At 36.7% G+C, this 19,341-nt stretch carries 17 protein-coding genes, 10 tRNA genes and 1 rRNA gene; 3 read left to right on the forward strand and 25 right to left on the reverse strand.

What is annotated here, in order from left to right:
- The first annotated feature begins 328 nt into the window (after positions 1 to 328).
- On the forward strand, positions 329 to 466 hold the full coding sequence (locus F7888_RS12480; protein WP_191779953.1) for a hypothetical protein: 138 nt from the start codon (positions 329 to 331) through the stop codon (positions 464 to 466).
- A gap of 172 nt (positions 467 to 638) precedes the next feature.
- Here the strand turns inward: F7888_RS12480 and F7888_RS12485 are convergent, their stop codons facing one another.
- The 6 genes from F7888_RS12485 to F7888_RS12510 form a co-directional block, all read right to left on the reverse strand.
- The gene (locus F7888_RS12485; RefSeq protein WP_225228766.1) at positions 639 to 1,148 is read right to left on the reverse strand and encodes an SHOCT domain-containing protein; all 510 of its coding nucleotides are present in this window, start codon (positions 1,146 to 1,148) and stop codon (positions 639 to 641) included.
- A gap of 114 nt (positions 1,149 to 1,262) precedes the next feature.
- A complete protein-coding gene (locus F7888_RS12490) occupies positions 1,263 to 2,012 on the reverse strand; it encodes an LEM-3-like GIY-YIG domain-containing protein (RefSeq protein WP_191779955.1) in 750 nt (249 codons plus the stop codon).
- Between the two features lie 77 nt (positions 2,013 to 2,089).
- Entirely contained in the window at positions 2,090 to 3,010 is a 921-nt protein-coding gene (locus F7888_RS12495) for a hypothetical protein (protein ID WP_191779957.1), read from the reverse strand.
- A gap of 36 nt (positions 3,011 to 3,046) precedes the next feature.
- Positions 3,047 to 3,445: a hypothetical protein gene (locus F7888_RS12500; protein WP_191779959.1), complete on the reverse strand. Its 399-nt coding sequence runs from the start codon at positions 3,443 to 3,445 to the stop codon at positions 3,047 to 3,049.
- A gap of 571 nt (positions 3,446 to 4,016) precedes the next feature.
- A complete protein-coding gene (locus F7888_RS12505; RefSeq protein ID WP_191779961.1) occupies positions 4,017 to 4,460 on the reverse strand; it encodes a hypothetical protein in 444 nt (147 codons plus the stop codon).
- Between the two features lie 450 nt (positions 4,461 to 4,910).
- Entirely contained in the window at positions 4,911 to 5,330 is a 420-nt protein-coding gene (locus F7888_RS12510; RefSeq protein ID WP_191779963.1) for a hypothetical protein, read from the reverse strand.
- Positions 5,331 to 5,823: 493 nt separating this feature from the next.
- Between F7888_RS12510 and F7888_RS12515 the strand changes: the two genes are divergently transcribed.
- On the forward strand, positions 5,824 to 6,843 hold the full coding sequence (locus F7888_RS12515) for a DUF3231 family protein (protein ID WP_191779965.1): 1,020 nt from the start codon (positions 5,824 to 5,826) through the stop codon (positions 6,841 to 6,843).
- A 99-nt stretch (positions 6,844 to 6,942) separates the two neighbouring features.
- A complete protein-coding gene (locus F7888_RS12520; protein WP_191779967.1) occupies positions 6,943 to 7,437 on the forward strand; it encodes a DUF5683 domain-containing protein in 495 nt (164 codons plus the stop codon).
- A 959-nt stretch (positions 7,438 to 8,396) separates the two neighbouring features.
- Here F7888_RS12520 and F7888_RS12525 read toward each other — a convergent pair.
- The 19 genes from F7888_RS12525 to rrf form a co-directional block, all read right to left on the reverse strand.
- On the reverse strand, positions 8,397 to 8,660 hold the full coding sequence (locus F7888_RS12525; protein WP_191779969.1) for a hypothetical protein: 264 nt from the start codon (positions 8,658 to 8,660) through the stop codon (positions 8,397 to 8,399).
- A gap of 817 nt (positions 8,661 to 9,477) precedes the next feature.
- Positions 9,478 to 11,280, reverse strand: a complete 1,803-nt coding sequence (glmS, locus tag F7888_RS12530) for a glutamine--fructose-6-phosphate transaminase (isomerizing) (protein WP_191779971.1) — start codon at positions 11,278 to 11,280, stop codon at positions 9,478 to 9,480.
- Between the two features lie 425 nt (positions 11,281 to 11,705).
- On the reverse strand, positions 11,706 to 13,055 hold the full coding sequence (gene glmM, locus F7888_RS12535; RefSeq protein ID WP_191779973.1) for a phosphoglucosamine mutase: 1,350 nt from the start codon (positions 13,053 to 13,055) through the stop codon (positions 11,706 to 11,708).
- 37 nt (positions 13,056 to 13,092) lie between these two features.
- Positions 13,093 to 14,328 carry a CdaR family protein gene (locus F7888_RS12540; protein ID WP_191779975.1) on the reverse strand — a complete coding sequence of 412 codons (1,236 nt, stop codon included), beginning with the start codon at positions 14,326 to 14,328 and terminating at the stop codon, positions 13,093 to 13,095.
- Entirely contained in the window at positions 14,321 to 15,142 is an 822-nt protein-coding gene (cdaA, locus tag F7888_RS12545) for a diadenylate cyclase CdaA (RefSeq protein WP_191779977.1), read from the reverse strand. Before cdaA ends, F7888_RS12540 begins: the two co-directional genes overlap by 8 nt.
- Before the next feature lie 163 nt (positions 15,143 to 15,305).
- Positions 15,306 to 15,935: an anti-sigma factor family protein gene (locus F7888_RS12550; RefSeq protein ID WP_191779979.1), complete on the reverse strand. Its 630-nt coding sequence runs from the start codon at positions 15,933 to 15,935 to the stop codon at positions 15,306 to 15,308.
- Positions 15,936 to 15,950: 15 nt separating this feature from the next.
- Entirely contained in the window at positions 15,951 to 16,514 is a 564-nt protein-coding gene (gene sigW / locus F7888_RS12555; protein WP_191779981.1) for an RNA polymerase sigma factor SigW, read from the reverse strand.
- 242 nt (positions 16,515 to 16,756) lie between these two features.
- Positions 16,757 to 17,659 (reverse strand): arginase, encoded by a 903-nt coding sequence (rocF, locus tag F7888_RS12560; protein WP_191779983.1) that lies wholly within the window; start codon positions 17,657 to 17,659, stop codon positions 16,757 to 16,759.
- Between the two features lie 219 nt (positions 17,660 to 17,878).
- Positions 17,879 to 17,954: transfer RNA gene (locus tag F7888_RS12565), tRNA-Ala, on the reverse strand.
- A gap of 10 nt (positions 17,955 to 17,964) precedes the next feature.
- Positions 17,965 to 18,039: transfer RNA gene (locus F7888_RS12570), tRNA-Gly, on the reverse strand.
- A 9-nt stretch (positions 18,040 to 18,048) separates the two neighbouring features.
- Positions 18,049 to 18,121 (reverse strand) — tRNA-Lys (locus F7888_RS12575).
- Between the two features lie 229 nt (positions 18,122 to 18,350).
- Positions 18,351 to 18,425, reverse strand: a tRNA-Gln gene (locus F7888_RS12580).
- A gap of 228 nt (positions 18,426 to 18,653) precedes the next feature.
- Positions 18,654 to 18,737: transfer RNA gene (locus tag F7888_RS12585), tRNA-Tyr, on the reverse strand.
- A gap of 7 nt (positions 18,738 to 18,744) precedes the next feature.
- Positions 18,745 to 18,820 (reverse strand) — tRNA-Thr (locus F7888_RS12590).
- Between the two features lie 31 nt (positions 18,821 to 18,851).
- Positions 18,852 to 18,927, reverse strand: a tRNA-Val gene (locus F7888_RS12595).
- Between the two features lie 38 nt (positions 18,928 to 18,965).
- Positions 18,966 to 19,040 (reverse strand) — tRNA-Glu (locus F7888_RS12600).
- A gap of 23 nt (positions 19,041 to 19,063) precedes the next feature.
- Positions 19,064 to 19,136, reverse strand: a tRNA-Thr gene (locus F7888_RS12605).
- Between the two features lie 10 nt (positions 19,137 to 19,146).
- Positions 19,147 to 19,221, reverse strand: a tRNA-Asn gene (locus F7888_RS12610).
- A 9-nt stretch (positions 19,222 to 19,230) separates the two neighbouring features.
- A 5S ribosomal RNA gene (gene rrf / locus F7888_RS12615) occupies positions 19,231 to 19,341 on the reverse strand; the annotation flags it as partial.

Raw genomic sequence — 19,341 nt, forward strand, 5'->3', positions numbered from 1 at the left:
CTGTCATATTACGTCCTTCTTGATAAATACCGAATGAAAAACGAATGGTTAATCCGTCTCTATTAAACCTAAAAAATGGAAAGACACAGAAAATGAACCGATTCTATACAGTAAGGAATCCAACTGGATTGAAATTTATTCCATCAGAACCCTCACTGGAGTATCTTGATATATACCATATGGACTTAACCGACTGGATTTGGATTTAATTATGATAAAAAAATGGGATGGATCATGATCGTTATTCTATTTTAATAGATATTTTTTTATAAAAACAATAGCAAACGAAAGAGATAAGAGAAAAGATCGGAAGTTTGGTGATTTTGGGATGGGTGGAACAGAAGAACAAGGCGAAGTAAGTTGGGAAAAGCCTGATGTGGTGGAGAAAGCAAACATAATACAAAAAGTAGGCTTGAGGAAGAAACGATTGAACCCATATTTGACAAGGGATTGGGAGGAATATTGAGTAGAAAGATAAAGGGGTGAATTCCGATTGGATCCGCCCCAAATTGTATTGGTTTTGTGTTGAACTACACTCGAAAGTAAATCGGACTGTATCGGTAGCAATACTGCAATTACATAACACTCCGCTAATTCTTCCGTTTAGTTTTCAACTTAGCATCTTTAAAGGTTGGTTTTTATATACCAAGTAATTGTTTCTTTTTAGCGTTGAATTCTTCTTCTGTTAATATTCCACCGTCACGTAAATCTGCTAATTTCTTTATTTGATCTGCTACATCGACAGAAGTATTGATGGAAGCTGTTTGATTAGAACTTGAATGTAATAACGAGTCAATTAAACTTTTCAGTTCCTGTGCGATATGGATATGTAATTTTTCTACAGATGCCTTATTGTTGGAAGCCACAATTGCAATACTCGCACCTAGTCCCTTGACAGTTGTGTTAATAGAACTAACTGATGACAAGGGGATTTCTACCTTTTCATTCTTGAAAATACCTTCTATTTTATGGACAATAATCCTTTTGTCAGTTACATAGATTTGTTCAGTTGGTTTAGGATTGGATGCTCCTACTCCTAATAGGTTTTCTCCTTCCATCAAACCACTTCGAAATAACTCTATTTGTTTTTGCATAGCCTTTTTTCTACCTAAACCTGCTAATTTTATGGTTTCTTGAATGGTATCCATTGACATTTACCTCCATATATTGGTTTTAAATTAATTATAAACCAATATTAAACCAATATGGTTTTTTTAACCTCGAAATGTTAGTACAGTTAGGTATATATTCAACGTAGTTATCTATATTTCATTCTCATTATTTTTTATATTTACGTACTTTATTGGGTTTTGTGCACCTCTTGAAAGATAATGCTCAACTGATTTTCCAATATATTTAGATCTTATCACTTCATTGGCTTTTTGACCGACAAATTCCCATCTGTTCTCTTTATCTAATAATCCTCTTGTATTGAATGTGCTTCCCGCTTGGAACCAAGTAATGATCTTGTAAACCTCATGAACAATACCATCAAATACTGCAAAAGCATATTCAGCTCTTTCCCGATCATCGCCTATTCTCCAGACACCCCTCGTTGCATCATAAAGCTCAATGTCTGTCATATCATAACGGAACGTGCTATTTAAGCGGATTAAAATCACTGGTTCTTCTATCTGGACTCGTTCCCTTTCATAATGAGATACCAATTGATTAACTTCAACCCTTCCAAATACACCACTTTGCCATCCACGGACTTTATTAGTTAATTTCTCCTTACCGAGTAAATCAATGATTGCTGCTTCAACCTTTAATGCAGTGTGTTCATCATCTAAACCATGGATTAGGATTTCTATTTTAGGTTCTTGTCCTTTATCAAGGATTCGCCTAATCATTCGACTTTTTGCTGTATCTGCGGTATCAGTTAAATGAGAAAACACTCTGTTTCCAATTCCTTTTCCCACATAGAATATCTCACCCGTCTCTGGATCAGAATAAATATAAACGTAATATTTCAATTTGGTAATAACTTCTTTTGAAAATTGTTTTATCATATTGACACCTTTTAAGATTCCCTTTCCCGAGTGTACTCTATTAGTTTATATGTTAAAGCCTCCAATTTCGATTGAAATTATTCAGTGTGAGCCTCTAATATTACACCTTGCAATCTAACTCCATCCCTTTTTAATTCCGACTCCCACCTTTCGAAAATCGTTTTCCAATAATCAAACTCTTCATCAGCCAACATTTGATGGTTTCTTTCTAACTGTACCTTATATGCAGGTTTTATCACCGTTTTCTTTCCATTTGGAAATTCATATACAACTGGTACATTGGATAGATATTTAAGATAACTGCCATTTTCAAAGAATGATAAATATGATTGCTGTTTTTTACTATCGACATGTGGATCATAATAGCTGTTTATCATGACACTAATTTCGTCACTAACTTTAAACTGTCCCTGAGTAAAATATGTATCCTTTTTTGAATCTGCAAAGTAGTTCATTTTATATATGTTCAAATCCATTTTTCCATTACTATAATATTCCATCGGTAAAACAAGAAAAAGAAAGTGAAATATATCCCACTTAATCATAAAGTTATCCATATCAAAGTCATTATTAAGTATATAAAACTCCGCAACATTGCCCTCCTTCATATCGAGCATCGAATATTTATCCTTCTTTTTAAACCTCTTAAATGATTCATCAGTACATACACCCATTTTCATCAATGGGAGAGGAAATTCACTATTTATTTTCATATCAATCAAATTTGCTAAAGGGAAATCTTTGTAAAGTTTAGGTTCTGACATATGCTTAGCATGTATCTTTGCAGGTTTATCATCGAGCTGTCCATGATAACTGAATTCCCAATCAGCTATGTCTTCTGTCAAATAAAGAAACCCTGGTTTACCTGTTTGATAAATTCTTAGTGCATATTTATTTTTTAACATTGAAATCTTAAAATCGTATTTATCCTCTGATTTGTTAAATGGAACTATCCTTAACAGATCATAGTCATCTTTTATAATAGCTATCTTGCCCATAATACCTCACCTCGTTAAAAGAGCTAATCAATCCCTCTATCTGAATTTTACAAGTTTTAAATACGACCTATAATGCTTTTCCAAGAAGTCCAAAAACTCTTTTCTATCGAAATCAAATGGATCACTTTCATAAAATGTAAAGTGTACGGCATCAAAATTTTTACTATCTACCTTGAAATCAAAGCCACTTTTACCTTTTGACCTTTCGTTAGGAACTCCTGTTAGTAAAATATCATTTACAGTTAAATCCCCATGGTCATGGTCCATGCAAATATTTATGTTCGTTTCACTTATATCAATCTGTATCCACCTCTTTTTTGCTGTACCCACGTACACATTTCTTCGATTAGGATTTTTACTACTTGGTTTAATAACCACTCTATCAAACTTATTTATGCAACCTAAAAAGTCGTTCAATATTTTTTCTACCGTCATCGAATAAATCCCCCTGTTTAAATAGACTTACGGAACCGAAAAAGAAATTTTTACATATCAATAATCTAATTTTACTAGAATGTTAATCTAATCTAAAGTTTTCCCCCAAAAAAAGACATACCTTTTATAGATATGCCCCTCTACAACCAATTATCTTTTTCCATAAAACCCTGGTATTGGATTCAGCCTGAATTTATATTGATCTTTGTTCAGCAAAAACCGATTAAATAATGAGTAAAAAACCATCCCAATACAAATTGTTTCCCCGTTCCTCTCTCCGCTCTTTTCCAGACTCACATACCAACCTTAGTTACATCAGGGAAGAACAACGTTACATGCGAACCGAGAAAGTCACGGGGATATAATTAAGAAGGGCTTATATTCAGGTGCTGAAATTGTTATTTAGCTAGAGTAATACAATCAACCCTAATTTTATTTTCAGAAGAATAAAGATTGATAATTAAGGCCTATTAAGAAAAAAATCGACCTCAAACCGGTAAAAGGGGGAGGTCGACCTTTATCTCTTAATTTAATTCTGTCCTATTGCAACAAACAGGAATTACAGATCCATTTAAAGGACGTATTGTTCCTTCCATTTAGCATAAAGATCTTGAAAATGATCCAGAAAATAGTCTCGTTGAAACTGTTCCAAAAAATCAACGTCTTGTTGAGTGAAAGATGGAAAATGAATCTTGTAAAACGGTGTTTCATCCATTACACCTGGGATTTCAAAATCCGAATAGAAGAACATATCGACCATATTGGTTAAGATAGCTATTTTACATGATTCTTCATACGAAAAGTACCTTCTAGTCTGTAAAATGTGATTGTTTAAATCCTCATTGATACCCTTTACTACTGCAAAAATAATAGGATTACCCTCTCGGTCATTGAGAATTACTCCATTAAATTGAGTTCTGTCTATCATCTCCTGTATATAGTCACCAAAATCATCTAATGTTCTAACTTCAACCTTGATATTGTTGTCTTTTTGTATACCTCTTTTTGTACTCATATTAAATCTCCTCATTTCTTTTCATTTTGTTTAACTCTATGTTTTCATTTTATCTGCAGAAGGGGTTTAAAAGGTTGCCTGGCAAGTCACATAAAACTATTTTTTTATCTTTCATTCTAATATTTCTTCCTTTTACACTGTTTATAGGAACCCTTACCAGGCAAGGATTGAATGGGGAGCGAATGAACAAAACTAATTGAACTGAATTTTGATTTTCCATTTACACTTATCTCAGCATCTTTCTTCTATCCCCTGTTCTTTCGATCTGTATAGAAAAACGATATGAAAAACAACTGAACACGCTATGAATCCTTATTGGACAAGGGGTTGGAAGAATGGGCCAAAGAAAAAGACTGGATCACTAATGGACCCAGCCTCAAATTTTGATTGATCTTTGATTGAAAAAACCGATTGGTTTATGATTGAAGGCGATTAACCCCCATTAGTCTATTACCAATTAAGTTTTTCGAAATCTGATAAAATGCCATTTCTGACATCTATAGCATTTTCCTTTTTACTTTGCAAAGATTGTGATTGGAAACCTACACTTAATTCATGAATTATCTTGAGAAAGTCTGATAATTCATTGTCCAAATATAAGTCATAAATATCTTTTACAATTCTATAAACTTGAATTTCCTGCAAATAATCTCCACTGTACATTGTAAAAGTAAACGCATCAATATCATTAAAGTGTTGAACGTTTATCCAAGTTTCAACACTCCACTCTTTTCCATCAGGACTATCTTCATAAGCAAATGTATCTACCGCAATAATAAGATTATGCTCTAACATATTTTTGCTGTAGTATATATACTCCGCATCCGTACCTTCAACATATTTTCGACTTAATCCGTTAATTAAGTTCATATTTGCATCTCCATTCTTTTTGTGTTTTTTTACCTTTTATTTAACTTTATGATTTTATTTTACCTGGGGAAGAGGATTAAAAGGTTGCCTAGCAGGTCACATTTTGGATGTTTCAAAAAAATGAAGATTCTCCGAACACAAATACCAAAAAACATAGGTTTTATAGAAAGAAAAGAAGGTGAAAAGGTGATTGAAACCCTTATGGGACAAAGGATTGTGAGGATATTGAACAAAAAGAAAAAGGACGAAGTCCTATTGGACCCAGCCCCGATTTGATATTTAGTTTTGATTGAAAAAACCGATTGAAATACGATTGAGTACATAAAGATCTGCCCCCTGCTCTCCCCGCTTCCTTTGCCGTTGGATACTAACTATAAAGCAGTGGGTACCAACTTTTTAGCATTGGGAAGAGAAGAGTATTAGCTTTATACATACTTGGGGGAACATCGGGAAAAGTAAAGAAAACAAGTCTTATTATCGGAGGATTATATTGATGGAGAATGGTAAGCAGATAAGGATAACATCAGTGGAAATTGCACAACTTTGGTCACAATATTTGAACGATAGCGGAAGTATATGTATTCTTACATATTTTTTAGAAAAGGCTGAAGATGAAGAGATTAAGCCTGTCATCGAATATGCTTTAGAACTCTCAAAAAAACATATAGAAAAGTTGGTTTCTATTTTTACTGAGGAAAAATACGCAATCCCACATGGTTTTAAAATAGAGGAAGATGTCGATTTAACTGCACCTAGATTATATTCCGATAATTATGTATTAAACTTTATTCATCAAATGTCTACGATTGGGCTTACAACCTACTCGGCTAGTTTATCAGGGTCTACGAGAGCTGACATTACAGATTTCTATAGGAATTGTATATCTGAAACCATGCAATTATTTAAAATGGCGAAAGACTTGCTTTTGTCAAAAGGACTTTATGTAAGATCTCCATATCTGCCAAATTTAGAAAAAGCAGATTTTGTGAAAAAACAGCGTTTTGTATGGGATATTTTTGGTGAAAAAAGACCATTAGTAGCTTCTGAAATATCCAACCTATTTGCAAACATTCAAAGAAATGCTTTAGGAGCAGCTACTTTGGCGGGGTTTTGCCAGGTTGCTCAGGATAAACAAGTAAAACAATTCTGTGTCAGAGGAATTGAAATTGCCAAAAAGCATATTAAATTATTTGGGACCAAATTTGAAGAAAGTTATCTTCCAGTTCCCACAACATGGGCAACAGAAATTACGAACAGCACTGTTTATACTTTTTCGGATAAACTAATGATGTTCTTTACAACGGCATTAATCGGATTGAGTATTGGGTATTATGGAACAGGAATCGCTCAAAGTCCCAGACTGGATATAGGAGTAATGTATAACAGACTAATGGTAGAAATCCAATTATATTCTGAGGATGGCTCCAATATCATGATAAAAAATAAATGGTTAGAACAGCCTCCTATTGCATCAGACAGAGATGAGTTAGCCAAAGCTAATCTTAATAGCTGATTTCAAAAGGGAGGTCATGCACCTTCCTTTTTTTAAAAGCAATCATTGGTTAAACAAGATACAGTCTGATGTAGAAGGACATATGGGGTGAAATTTACGATGAAAAATAGATATAAATCCCCTTGGTCGGCTTTGTTATGGTCATTTGTTTTACCTGGATTTGGTCAATTTTACAATGGCCAACTCTTTATAGGTTTTGTCTTAATGGTTTTGGAGGTTTTGATTAATTACAGTTCTAATCTAAATATAGCAATTTACCATACTTTCAGAGGGGAGCTGCATCAGGCACATAAGGTTGTTCATTACAATTGGGGATTATTTTATCCTTCCCTTTGGGGTTACGGCATGTGGCAAGCATACAATCAAGCAATTTGCATAAACGATACTCTAAGAGAAAATGGGATAAAGGAACCTCTCAAAAAGGCTAAATTCACAGGAATGCTTTTCGGATCAGTTGCAGGAATGGTTATGGGGCTATTTTTTCAATTTATTTTTATTAGCCCAGTTTACACTGGTCTTGTTATTGGGGTAATTGGAGCGATTTTTGGTCATCTGTTGGAAAAGATTATTTATAAAATAATCAGCAGGCAGTGATTAGAAATCAACAACTAAACAAGCCAGATGGCAGGAGCAAAGGCTCTTGCTTTTTTTGTATGACCCAAAAGTGAACAAAATAAATCTAGGGTACCCAAGACATTTTGAGATTTTTCTTTTATTTAGTTATTTTATCTAGTTTAAGACATACATTCATACCCTGAGACGGTGTTTCAGTGGCTTATTTGACCACCATTCCTGTTTTCTTATTTTAGAATGTTTACTTTCCTTTTGGGATGAAATCGAATGAACCCCCAATAGTTTTCCGTCCCAAAAAGAGTTGGGAAAAACACTTGAAAGGATTCCTATTTTATACTGTGAGGAAACCAACAGAAACAATACCTGAGACAGCCCGAACCCTTACAATGAAAGGATTGGAGGATAGGGAATAAAAAAACGATTGGATTTGTACTGATTTTGATTAAAAAATGGGATTGGACTGATATTGAATTACGATGGTAATTTTTCCGATTTTGGAAATAAAAAAACTAAAGGTCTGCCGGGAAAAGCACCGAAAAACCCTCGGTTTGGGAACGTTATTTTTATTTAAGAACCCTCAATTTTTGATGGAGACAAGAGTCACGAGAAAAAAAGGAAATTTGATTTTTACAGGTGGGAAACACACTGAATAGGAATTGAAAATCCATTAGATTTATAGTATTAGGAAGGTAATTAGAATGAGATTGGACACCTCCATAATCCACGATTGGTAAGGGTTTGAGTGATTATAGGACACAAATAAAAGGATTTGACCAGCTATTCGATCCGGCTCGAATTGTATTGATTTTGACTTGGCAAAACCTGATTGTGATTGAAATACCATCCGGGTGCATAGCGTTCTCTCCCGTTCTTCTTTCCGTCCTCTTCTTACTCGGAAACTAACTAAGTTCCATCAGAGAAGAACAAAGTTACGTAGGGTGGATAGGATGAAAGTTACAGGGAGATACTTGTTTACTATTCTATAAAGATCTAATTGCTCCAGGAACTCTTGCTCGAACAACAAGATCCTCAGCAGAGAAATGAGTAAAATACCATTGTCCATTTTCTCCCCAAATCTTATCCACAATAATTGCATACTCTTTTATGTCTTTTAAGATAATAACTTGCCCCTGTTTCAGTTCTTTATCTGTTTCAATTAATGTACCAGTCTCTCCATTCATACGGTAACGAAATACCTCATCAAAATCATCAAATGTTTTATGAATTGCATCGTAAAGTAGCAAAGGAACCAACCCCTTTAATTTTCTATCTTCTTTTTTCAAAAGGTCCCTTTAGAACTACTACAAAAAAGGGAATCTTCCATTATTAATTTCATTTATAACCATTATACAGAATTTCACCTGTTTAATTAAGGCTCAACCCCTTTATTTTAACTAAGACACATCGTTTTATTACTAACAATCAAAGGTGCTACTTTTTCTTGATTCATAATTTTTCTTTCTTCTACTATATACCCCTGTAACTTTCCTCTTCCCTCACCAAATCCCCCTCAACCCTACTCCCTCTTGACTCTACGCCCTCTTCACTTCGTTATGTAATGGAACTAAGTTCTTCCCTAAACTCCCCGTTTTTCCCCTCTTTTTTCCGTTTCGGGTTGTATAGAATATTCGGACATTGTAACTAAGTTGGTACCCGTAATGGAGAGAAGAATCAGGATAAAAGAATGGAAAAACTAATGAAATGATATTGAAAAGGCATGAAAAATCCTACGGATTTATACGAAATACCTCTCGAATTTTTCCTCTTTATTCCTCCCCCTCTTCCTTCTGTTATCCTTATTGGACAAGGGATTGAGTGGATATTGGAAATAAAAAAAGACTGAACCCTGGTATCGGATTCAGCCTGAATTTGTATTGATTTTTGATTGAAAAAACCGATTGAATAATGATTGAAAACCATCCGAGTACATATTGTATCTCCTGTTCTTCTCATCGTTCTTTTCCCGCTCAGAAACCAACTTAGTTACAGCAGGGAAGAACAAAGTTACTTGCGAACCGAGAAAGTTACAGGGGCATAACTATAGTCAATCCAAGCCACTAATTACTCAACAGTAACAGATTTTGCAAGGTTACGTGGCTTATCAACGTCACAATCACGGTGTAATGCTGCGTAGTAAGCGATTAGTTGTAATGGAATGACGGATACTAGTGGTGTTAATAGTTCATGTACCACTGGTAATACGTACTGATCGTCTTCTTCTTCAAGGCCTTTCATTGAAATGATACAAGGGTTTGCTCCACGAGCGACAACTTCCTTCACATTTCCACGGATGCTTAAGTTAACATGCTCTTGAGTAGCAAGGGCGATGATTGGAGTTCCCTCTTCGATAAGGGCAATTGTACCATGCTTAAGCTCTCCGCCGGCGAAGCCTTCTGCTTGAATATAAGAAATCTCTTTTAGCTTCAATGAACCTTCTAATCCAACATAGAAGTCAACTGCGCGACCGATGAAGAAACAGTTACGTGTTGTTGAAAGGAATTTGCGAGCAATTTCCTCCATTTCTTCTTTCGCATCACATAGTACTTCCATTCCATTAGCAATGATCCCTAGCTCTTGGCTAAGATCAAATTCTAGGTTAATTCCACGTGCTTTGCCTGCTACAGCTGCTAAGATCGATAACACGGCCATTTGAGCAGTATAGGCTTTTGTAGATGCAACTGCAATTTCAGGTCCTGCGTGAAGTAATAACGTATGATCTGCCTCACGAGAAAGCGTTGAACCTGGAACATTTGTAATCGTTAATGCCTTATATCCGCGCTCTTTTACTTGAACTAATACTGAACGACTATCTGCTGTTTCACCGCTTTGTGAGATAAAGATAAACAAAGGTTTCTCAGAAAGAAGTGGCATATTGTATGAGAATTCACTAGCTACATGAACTTCTACAGGAATATGGGCCATTTTTTCAATGAATTGCTTTCCGACTAATCCTGCATGGTAACTAGTACCCGCTGCAATGATATAGATGCGATCTGCTTCATTTACTGCTTGAACCACATCGTCACTAATTGTTAATTCACCTTTATCATCCTGATACTGTTGAATAATTTTGCGCATAACTAGTGGCTGCTCATCGATTTCTTTTAGCATGTAGTGAGGGTACGTACCCTTTTCAATATCACTAGCATCAAGTTCTGCAGTATAAGGTGCACGCACAATTACTTCACCTTTTAGGTTCTTGATTGTTACAGATTCCATCTTCACAATAACAATCTCTTTATCCATTAATTCAACATATTGATTTGTAACTTGTAGCATTGCCATTGCATCACTTGCTACGACATTGAAGTTATCTCCAAGACCAACTAGTAATGGACTCTTATTCTTAGCTACATAGATTGTTTCTGTATTTTCTTTATCTAATAGGGCGATTGCATATGAGCCCTTTAGTAGGCCTAACGTGTAACGGAATGCTTCTTCAATTTCTTTGCCTTCGTTCACGAATTTCTCAATTAATTGAACAACGACTTCCGTATCTGTTTCACTTTTTAACTCAACACCGTTCAAATACTCGCGCTTAAGCAATGAGTAATTCTCAATTACTCCATTATGCACAAGGGTGAATCGCTTAGTGTTACTTTGGTGTGGATGTGCGTTTACTTGACTTGGAACACCATGTGTTGCCCATCTTGTATGTCCGATTCCAACAGATGCTTCTACACTTGAATCCACTGATTCACGAAGAACAGCAATACGGCCTTTTTCTTTAAATACGTGTACACCGTTTTCGTTCATTACCGCGATTCCAGCTGAGTCGTACCCACGGTATTCAAGCTTCTCAAGTCCCTTTAGTAAAATTTCCTTTGTATCATTTTGACCAATATAACCAACAATTCCGCACATTTAATATGCCCTCCTAGTAAATAGAGGCAAGAAAGTCAGGGGACCTCTTGCCCCCTTAGTATTTTTCAGTTATATCAATCATATCCTTCTCTTTGTACAAAGAGTTGCCTCCATGCTTTTAAAGAAGAAATTACGGTCGTGATTGTTTTCAACCGGGAGGTATCCGCCGAACATTCGATAACCCTCCTCCTCGTCAACTAGCTGCCAATCAATTGGCCAGTCTAGTTCAGGCGCTTTAATTTATAATTAATTTCCCTCTACCCTCTCTTTCTATTCCAAAATAAAGACACATCACCTATATTAACACTTTTTTTCAAATCGTCAATAATGATATGTCGATCGTCATGATTAATTCACTAATCAATCTATATTAATATATGCATAGGGAGCAAGAATGTGCACCCCTATGCATATTGTTTTAATGATTATTCATTTAAGCCCATCTCTGCTTTTACTACTTCAACAATACGTGAAACATAGTCTTCACATTGCTCTGTTGTAGGAGCTTCTGCCATGACACGAACAAGTGGCTCTGTACCTGATGCTCTTACTAGGATACGTCCGTCTCCATTCATTTCAGCTTCGACTTCTTCAATGATGGCTTTTATTTTTTCATTGTCCATCACATGATGTTTATCAGTTACCTTTACATTCACTAATTTTTGTGGGAACTTCTTCATTTCACCCGCTAGCTGTGATAGTGGCTTCTTCGTTAATTTCATAATGTTAATTAATTGTAAGCCTGATAAAAGTCCGTCACCTGTCGTATTGTAATCAAGGAAGATAATATGGCCTGATTGCTCTCCTCCAAGATTATAGCCATTTGCTCTCATTTCTTCTACAACGTATCGGTCACCAACAGCTGTTTGCGCAGTTTGAATCTCTGCAGCTTCAACTGCCTTATAGAAACCAAGATTACTCATGACTGTCGATACAACTGTTTGATGCTTTAGGCGACCATATTCCTTCATGTACTTTGCACAAATAAACATGATTTGATCACCATCAACAATCTCACCATTTTCATCGATTGCGATTAAACGATCTCCATCTCCATCGAAAGCTAAGCCTACATCAGCTTCCTTTTCTTTCACAAATGCAGCTAAGGTTTCTGGATGAGTAGAGCCCACTCCATCATTGATATTTAACCCATTTGGTGAGCTACCAATTGTTGAAACATCTGCATCTAAATCAGCAAATAAGTGAGTCGCTAATGATGACGTTGCACCATGTGCGCAATCTAGAGCCACATGGATACCTGAGAAATCTTCATCCACTGTTTGCTTAAGGAATTGAAGATACTTTTGTCCACCTTCAAAATAGTCATTCACTTGACCTAAGTCAGCTCCAACTGGTCTTGGAAGTTGATCCTCTTCTTGATCAAGTAATTCTTCGATTTCTTTTTCTTGATCATCAGAAAGTTTAAATCCATCTGAACCAAAGAATTTAATCCCATTGTCTGCTACTGGGTTATGAGAAGCAGAAATCATTACACCCGCTTCTGCTCCTAACGCCTTTGTTAAATAAGCAACACCTGGTGTTGAGATGACACCTAGACGCATAACCTCAGCTCCAATTGATAGAAGGCCTGCTACTAAAGCACCCTCTAGCATATGACCTGAAATTCGTGTATCTCTCCCAATCAATACCTTAGGTCTATTCTTATCCTTCGTTAATATATAACCGCCATAGCGTCCAACTTTAAATGCTAACTCTGGAGTAAGCTCACTATTTGCTATCCCTCTTACTCCATCCGTTCCAAAATATTTACCCATTTATAAATCGCTCCTTTGTAACCTATCTACTATAATATCAGCTCTCGGAAATTAGTATCTTTACTTTTTCTTGAGGTAAGTTCCATGAAACATTTTGAGGCCCATTTACTTCAATAGGTACATCGTGTTCCCCTGCCCCTAAATTCGTCACATTAATATATAACTCAATATCTACAGGTCTAATTGCTTCTAGAATGCCTGCAGCTCCTAAAATATCGACATCAAGTGTAGCTGTTTCTGGATCTAGGTATTCAATCTCTAACCCATTTCCTAAGCCAAAGCTTTGGATTGGTAAATTGGTTAGCTTCCTTGATTCTTCTTCTTCAACATCTACTTTGATGCTTATCGTTTCAGGAGATACCTTTTCAACTCCTTTTGGTACTGGGATGGCAATTTCGAGTGTTGTATCTTCTGTTATTTTATCTAGTTCAACGACTACGCCATCGATAAACTCAATGCCATCGATTACTTCTTTTGGTCCATATATTGTTACTTCACTTGGTGTAGATTCTAAGCTAACAATGCTTAATCCACTCTTTAATTCACCTTCACGTTTGATTTTGAATGGTACTTTCTTACTTGGACTAGTAATTGGTACGGTTACTTCTACCACTGAAGGCTCAACAGTGACTGGTAATGTATTTTGATTTTTATCATAAACAGCGACTCTCGATTCTTCTATAACTGTTTCATCCACATCACTTAAATCAATGAGTGCCTTCACTAGGGCAATTTGCTCAATCTCATCTCTTGCTCCAGTAATTTTCACTACATTTGGCTTAACAATCGGTTGTTCTGCAATATACCCATCAGTTACTTTGTTTTGATTGAGAAACTCGACTTCAACAGGAAGCTCAACTGTCACTTTTTCCTTAATTAATACAGTTACTTCAGCTGGTTCTATTTTCACATTTATTTTATCTGATATATTTTTATATTTAAGCTCTACCTTATGTGTGCCTATCTCATAGTTTGTTAAATCTACGAAGACCTCAATATCCCTTTGAAGTGCAGCGGTTTTCGTCACACTAGCAGGGCCTTCAATATTAACTGTTACTGTTTGTGGGACACCTTGAACAACATGAGTATCATCGTTATAGTTAACCGCCACAGGAATGTCTGTCATGATTTCTACATGATCATTAGATGTTGCCAAACCAAGTGGACTAAATGACTTCGGTTGTGTTTCAAAACTCACTGACATGAATAACAAGAGGGCCAGTAAAAGGGCAACAATTCTCATGAACCAGTAATTATTCATAAACTTATCCATTTTTCTTCCCCCTCCAATTCCATCGTGTTGAGGAAGCTGTACCATGCTTAACGTTCATTTCTTTCTCTAATAACTCACGTAAGTGATCTTGTTTCAAATCTCGGTGTAGCTCACCATTCTTCGTTAATGAGACATTACCCGTTTCTTCTGAAACAATAATTGTTAAACTATCTGTTACCTCACTTACCCCTAACGCAGCTCTATGCCTTGTTCCTAATTCCTTAGAAATAAATGGGCTCTCAGATAATGGTAAATAACACGCTGCAGCGGCAACCTGGTCCTTTTGAATAATAACGGCACCATCATGCAGTGGTGTATTTGGAATAAAGATATTAATCAGTAATTCCGAGGAGACATTTGCATTAAGCTGAATACCAGTTTCTATGTAATCTGTCATTCCCGTTTCTCGTTCAATCGAAATCAACGCCCCTATTCGTCGTTTCGCCATATAATCGGTCGATTTAAGGATTGCTTCAATTAACTTAGACTGTTGTTCATCTTCATCAGATCCTGATCTAGAAAAGATTTTACCACGTCCTAATTGCTCTAGCGCACGCCTTAACTCAGGCTGAAAAATGATAATAATCGCCAAGAATCCCCATGTTAGGGCTTGGTCCATTAACCACTGTAAAGTATGTAATTCTAACAAAGCACTTAACATTCGAACGAGAACAATAACGATGATCCCGTTGATCAATTGCACTGCTTTTGTACCTCTAATCACAATAATAAGCTTGTATATTACATACCAAACAAGGAGAATATCAATTATATTCGAGAGATAATTTAAAATGGGGAAATCTCCAAAAGGCATTCTCACACTTCCTCTTTATTAAATTCCATCCTTATTTTTAGTATAACTCACTTATTATATCATAAATCTTTCTATGTACGATTTCAAACCTCGACCGTATGGCTTTGGATTGATTGTAAAAAAGAGTCACTTCATTGTGAAATGACTCTTTTATTATTTTTACTTATTCAGATGCCTTTCCATCATCAAGAACATTGACAACCTCTTTAACTGTGTTCTTCATATTAAACCAAAGCCAATCAAACATTTCATTTACTTCTTTTATTTCTCCTGTTACGTTTCCAGCAGAAGCCATATACTTCTCTCCATTAATAATCGTTACATCTCCCTGGATTTCTCCTTCAATAACGATTGACCCGTTCTTCACAGTAACATTCCCTTCGACAATTTCACCTTCTGGAACAATCACTGTATTGTTCTCAATCACTAAATTGGGTTGTTTTGTTACAGAAAACTCTTGATTATTGTCCCAAAGAGAAAAGACACTACCCGTCATTAAAAGGATAAACAAGGATGCTGCCGTTAACATTGGATGATTCTTAAACCAACGATTAAAGCTTACCGTTTTCTTTTCCTTCGGCAGATTTTCCATGATTTTCATCGTAAAGTCACTCGGTGCCTCAATATGGGATGTACTTTGAACGAGGGCAATTGATTTTTTCAACTCATGAAAGTGTTTCATACAATCAGCGCAATTGTCTAAATGTTTTCTTAACGTATTCTCTTCCTCATGTGTAATCTCTTCATCGAGATATTTATGCATTAATTGAATTGTGTCAGTAGGACAATTCATACCTATCACTCCTATTTATACATGTCGTAGCTGAAGTCTAAGTGCTTCTCGTCCCCTATGAATTCTTGTCTTTACCGTTCCGACAGGTAAGTCTAATATTTCACTAATTTCCTTTAATGAAAGTTCTTCGATGTACTTCAAAACAATGACTGAACGGTATTTTGCTGGTAACTTAAGAATGGCTTCCTGAATGGTTTCCTGTAATTCTAAACTTTCAACCTTGTCTTCAGGGAGCATCCCCTCTGCTGCAACTTGAGAGTACATGGTTAACCCTTCTGCACCTGCAACCTCTGCGTCTAAGTAAAAGTCAGGCTTCTTTTTGCGTAATCGATCAATGGAGAGATTCGTTGCTATTCGATAAAGCCATGTTGAAAATTTCTTATTAATATCATAGCTATTGATATTAATATATGCCCTTAGAAATGCTTCCTGTGCGATATCTTCTGCTTCATGCCGGTTCCCTACCATTCGGTAAGAGATTTGATAGACCTTATCCTTGTAGAGCTCTACAATTTCTGCAAAGGCGTTTTGATCGCCTTTTCTCACTTGTTTTATTCTGTTTTTAACTATTGTTTCCATAATTTAACCTCCGCTCATCTGCGGCTATATGTATTGTACGAACGTCTTAAAAAAAGGTTTCATTTTTTATCTCTTCATATTTTAACAAATATTTGGTAATTGATGTTTGAAAATAGTAAAAAAGATAGAAAGAACTTAAATGGGGGAATTTGACGAAGCATTCTGCCATTTTTCGTGATTTTTCGAAAGTTGAATATAAAAAAAATGACGCCGCGTGTCGACACTACGTCATCTTAATTTCATTATAAAAGTTTTTCACCAAACAATGAACCCATTAATGCCACTGCAACAGACGCCGTTTTATTTCTATCATCTAATATTGGATTAACTTCAACAAATTCTGCAGAGGTAATAATCTTTGCTTCTTCTAACATTTCCATTGCTAGGTGACTTTCACGATAACTAATGCCACCTAGGACTGGAGTACCAACTCCAGGTGCATCATGTGGATCTAATCCGTCTAAATCTAGTGACAAATGGACTCCATCTGTTTTTTCTTTTAAATAAGCAATCGATTCTTCCATTACCCTTGTCATACCTAGGCGGTCAATTTCATGCATTGTATATACTTTGATTCCTAATTCTTTAATTAATTTCTTTTCCCCATCATCAAGTGAACGAGCACCAATAATGACGATGTTCTCTGGTCTTACTTTCTGCTTGTAGCCATATAGTCCAGTTAATGTAGGGTCACCTAACCCTAAGCTTACCGCAAGTGGCATTCCATGTATATTACCTGAAGGTGAGGTGTCAGAAGTGTTCAAATCACCGTGTGCATCATACCAAATCACGCCTAAATGATTATAATGCTTTGCAACTCCTGCTAATGTACCAATGGCGATACTATGATCTCCACCGAACACAAGTGGAAATTGTTTTCTTATTATAGCATCATCAACTGCCTTTGCTAGCTTCTCACTTGCACCAGCTACTTCTTTTAAGTTTCTTAAACGATGATTCTGTTGGATTAGTCTGCGGTCAACCTGACCAATCTCAATATCTCCTAAATCTTCAATTTCATAATTAAGATCTTCTAGTCTTTCAACGATTCCAGCATAACGAATAGCACTTGGTCCCATATCAACGCCACGACGTAATTGACCTAAATCCATCGGGACACCTATGATTGATATATTCTTATTCATATGTCTCCTCCTCGTTCCCTTTGTTCTATTTTATCTTCAAATAGGCAAATGACTCAACTCGACAAAATCATGAATATATATGCAATTCTGAAAATAAAAAGGAAGACGGAGGGATTTAGAGGATTGTTCCTATATTATAATGATAGCCCTTCACCTAAGTATTGACCATTAAAAAGAGGCTGCCTCTAAAAGGCAACCTCTGAATATTATATGTATAGTTGGTGGAGCCTAGCGGGATCGAACCGCTGACCTCCTGCGTGCAAGGCAGGCGCTCTCCCAGCTGAGCTAAGGCCCCAAGATGTAATTGGAGCGGAAGACGAGGTTCGAACTCGCGACCCCCACCTTGGCAAGGTGGTGTTCTACCACTGAACTACTTCCGCATAAAAAAATGAGCCATGAAGGACTCGAACCTTCGACCCTCTGATTAAAAGTCAGATGCTCTACCGACTGAGCTAATGGCTCACAATAAGAATAAATATTGTGTAAAAATTAAGTGATAAATGATGTCTTAGAAAGAGCATCTAGTGGTGTCCACATCTCAGGAAGTAATTCAAGTAGCAGCTCGATGTGTACAACTCGAAGTTATTACATTGAAGCACTGCTTGTTGCTCTACCGACTGAGCTAATGGCTCACAATAAGAATCATTTCTTAATTGTATATGTTAACGAATCGTTCTCGTTAAAAATAAAATGGCTGGGCTAGCTGGATTCGAACCAACGCATGACGGAGTCAAAGTCCGTTGCCTTACCGCTTGGCTATAGCCCACTGAAGTTGCTTCATGCTTCTCTTCCATGAATATGCTACATGGTTTAGCATCGCATGAGGAAATTTACGGAATGTCGTTGACATTTCTAAATACTATTTGATAATTAGGAATCCCTTAAAAATAATATGGACCCTCCTTCAAATTCAATAAGTATTTCAACTGTCTTCACATAAAAAAATCTGCCCAATTCTATTTAGCAAACAATAGAATATAACAGTTAAGTAAAATGGTGGAGGGGGGCAGATTCGAACTGCCGAACCCGAAGGAGCGGATTTACAGTCCGCCGCGTTTAGCCACTTCGCTACCCCTCCACTATAGTGGTGCCGGCGATAGGAGTCGAACCCACGACCTACTGATTACAAGTCAGTTGCTCTACCAACTGAGCTACACCGGCATAGTGTTAAAAATATTAATTTGAAAGTAAATGGTGGAGGATGACGGGATCGAACCGCCGACCCCCTGCTTGTAAGGCAGGTGCTCTCCCAGCTGAGCTAATCCTCCATATATGGTTAGTTGTTTCAATTGTATTAGATAAAGTTTGGTGACCCGTACGGGATTCGAACCCGTGTTACCGCCGTGAAAGGGCGGTGTCTTAACCGCTTGACCAACGGGCCATTTATTATTTGTAATCCCAATAAGCTTCCAACCGGGATCGAACCGATGACCTCTTCCTTACCATGGAAGTGCTCTACCTACTGAGCTATGGAAGCAAAGAGAAAATGGCTCCACAGGCAGGACTCGAACCTGCGACCGATCGGTTAACAGCCGATAGCTCTACCACTGAGCTACTGTGGAATATTGTAAGCCTAGCGACGTCCTACTCTCACAGGGGGAGTCCCCCAACTACCATCGGCGCTGAAGAGCTTAACTTCCGTGTTCGGTATGGGAACGGGTGTGACCTCTTCGCCAAAATCA

Source organism: Litchfieldia stipae (genome assembly GCF_014837155.1).
GTDB lineage: Bacteria > Bacillota > Bacilli > Bacillales > Bacillaceae_L > Litchfieldia.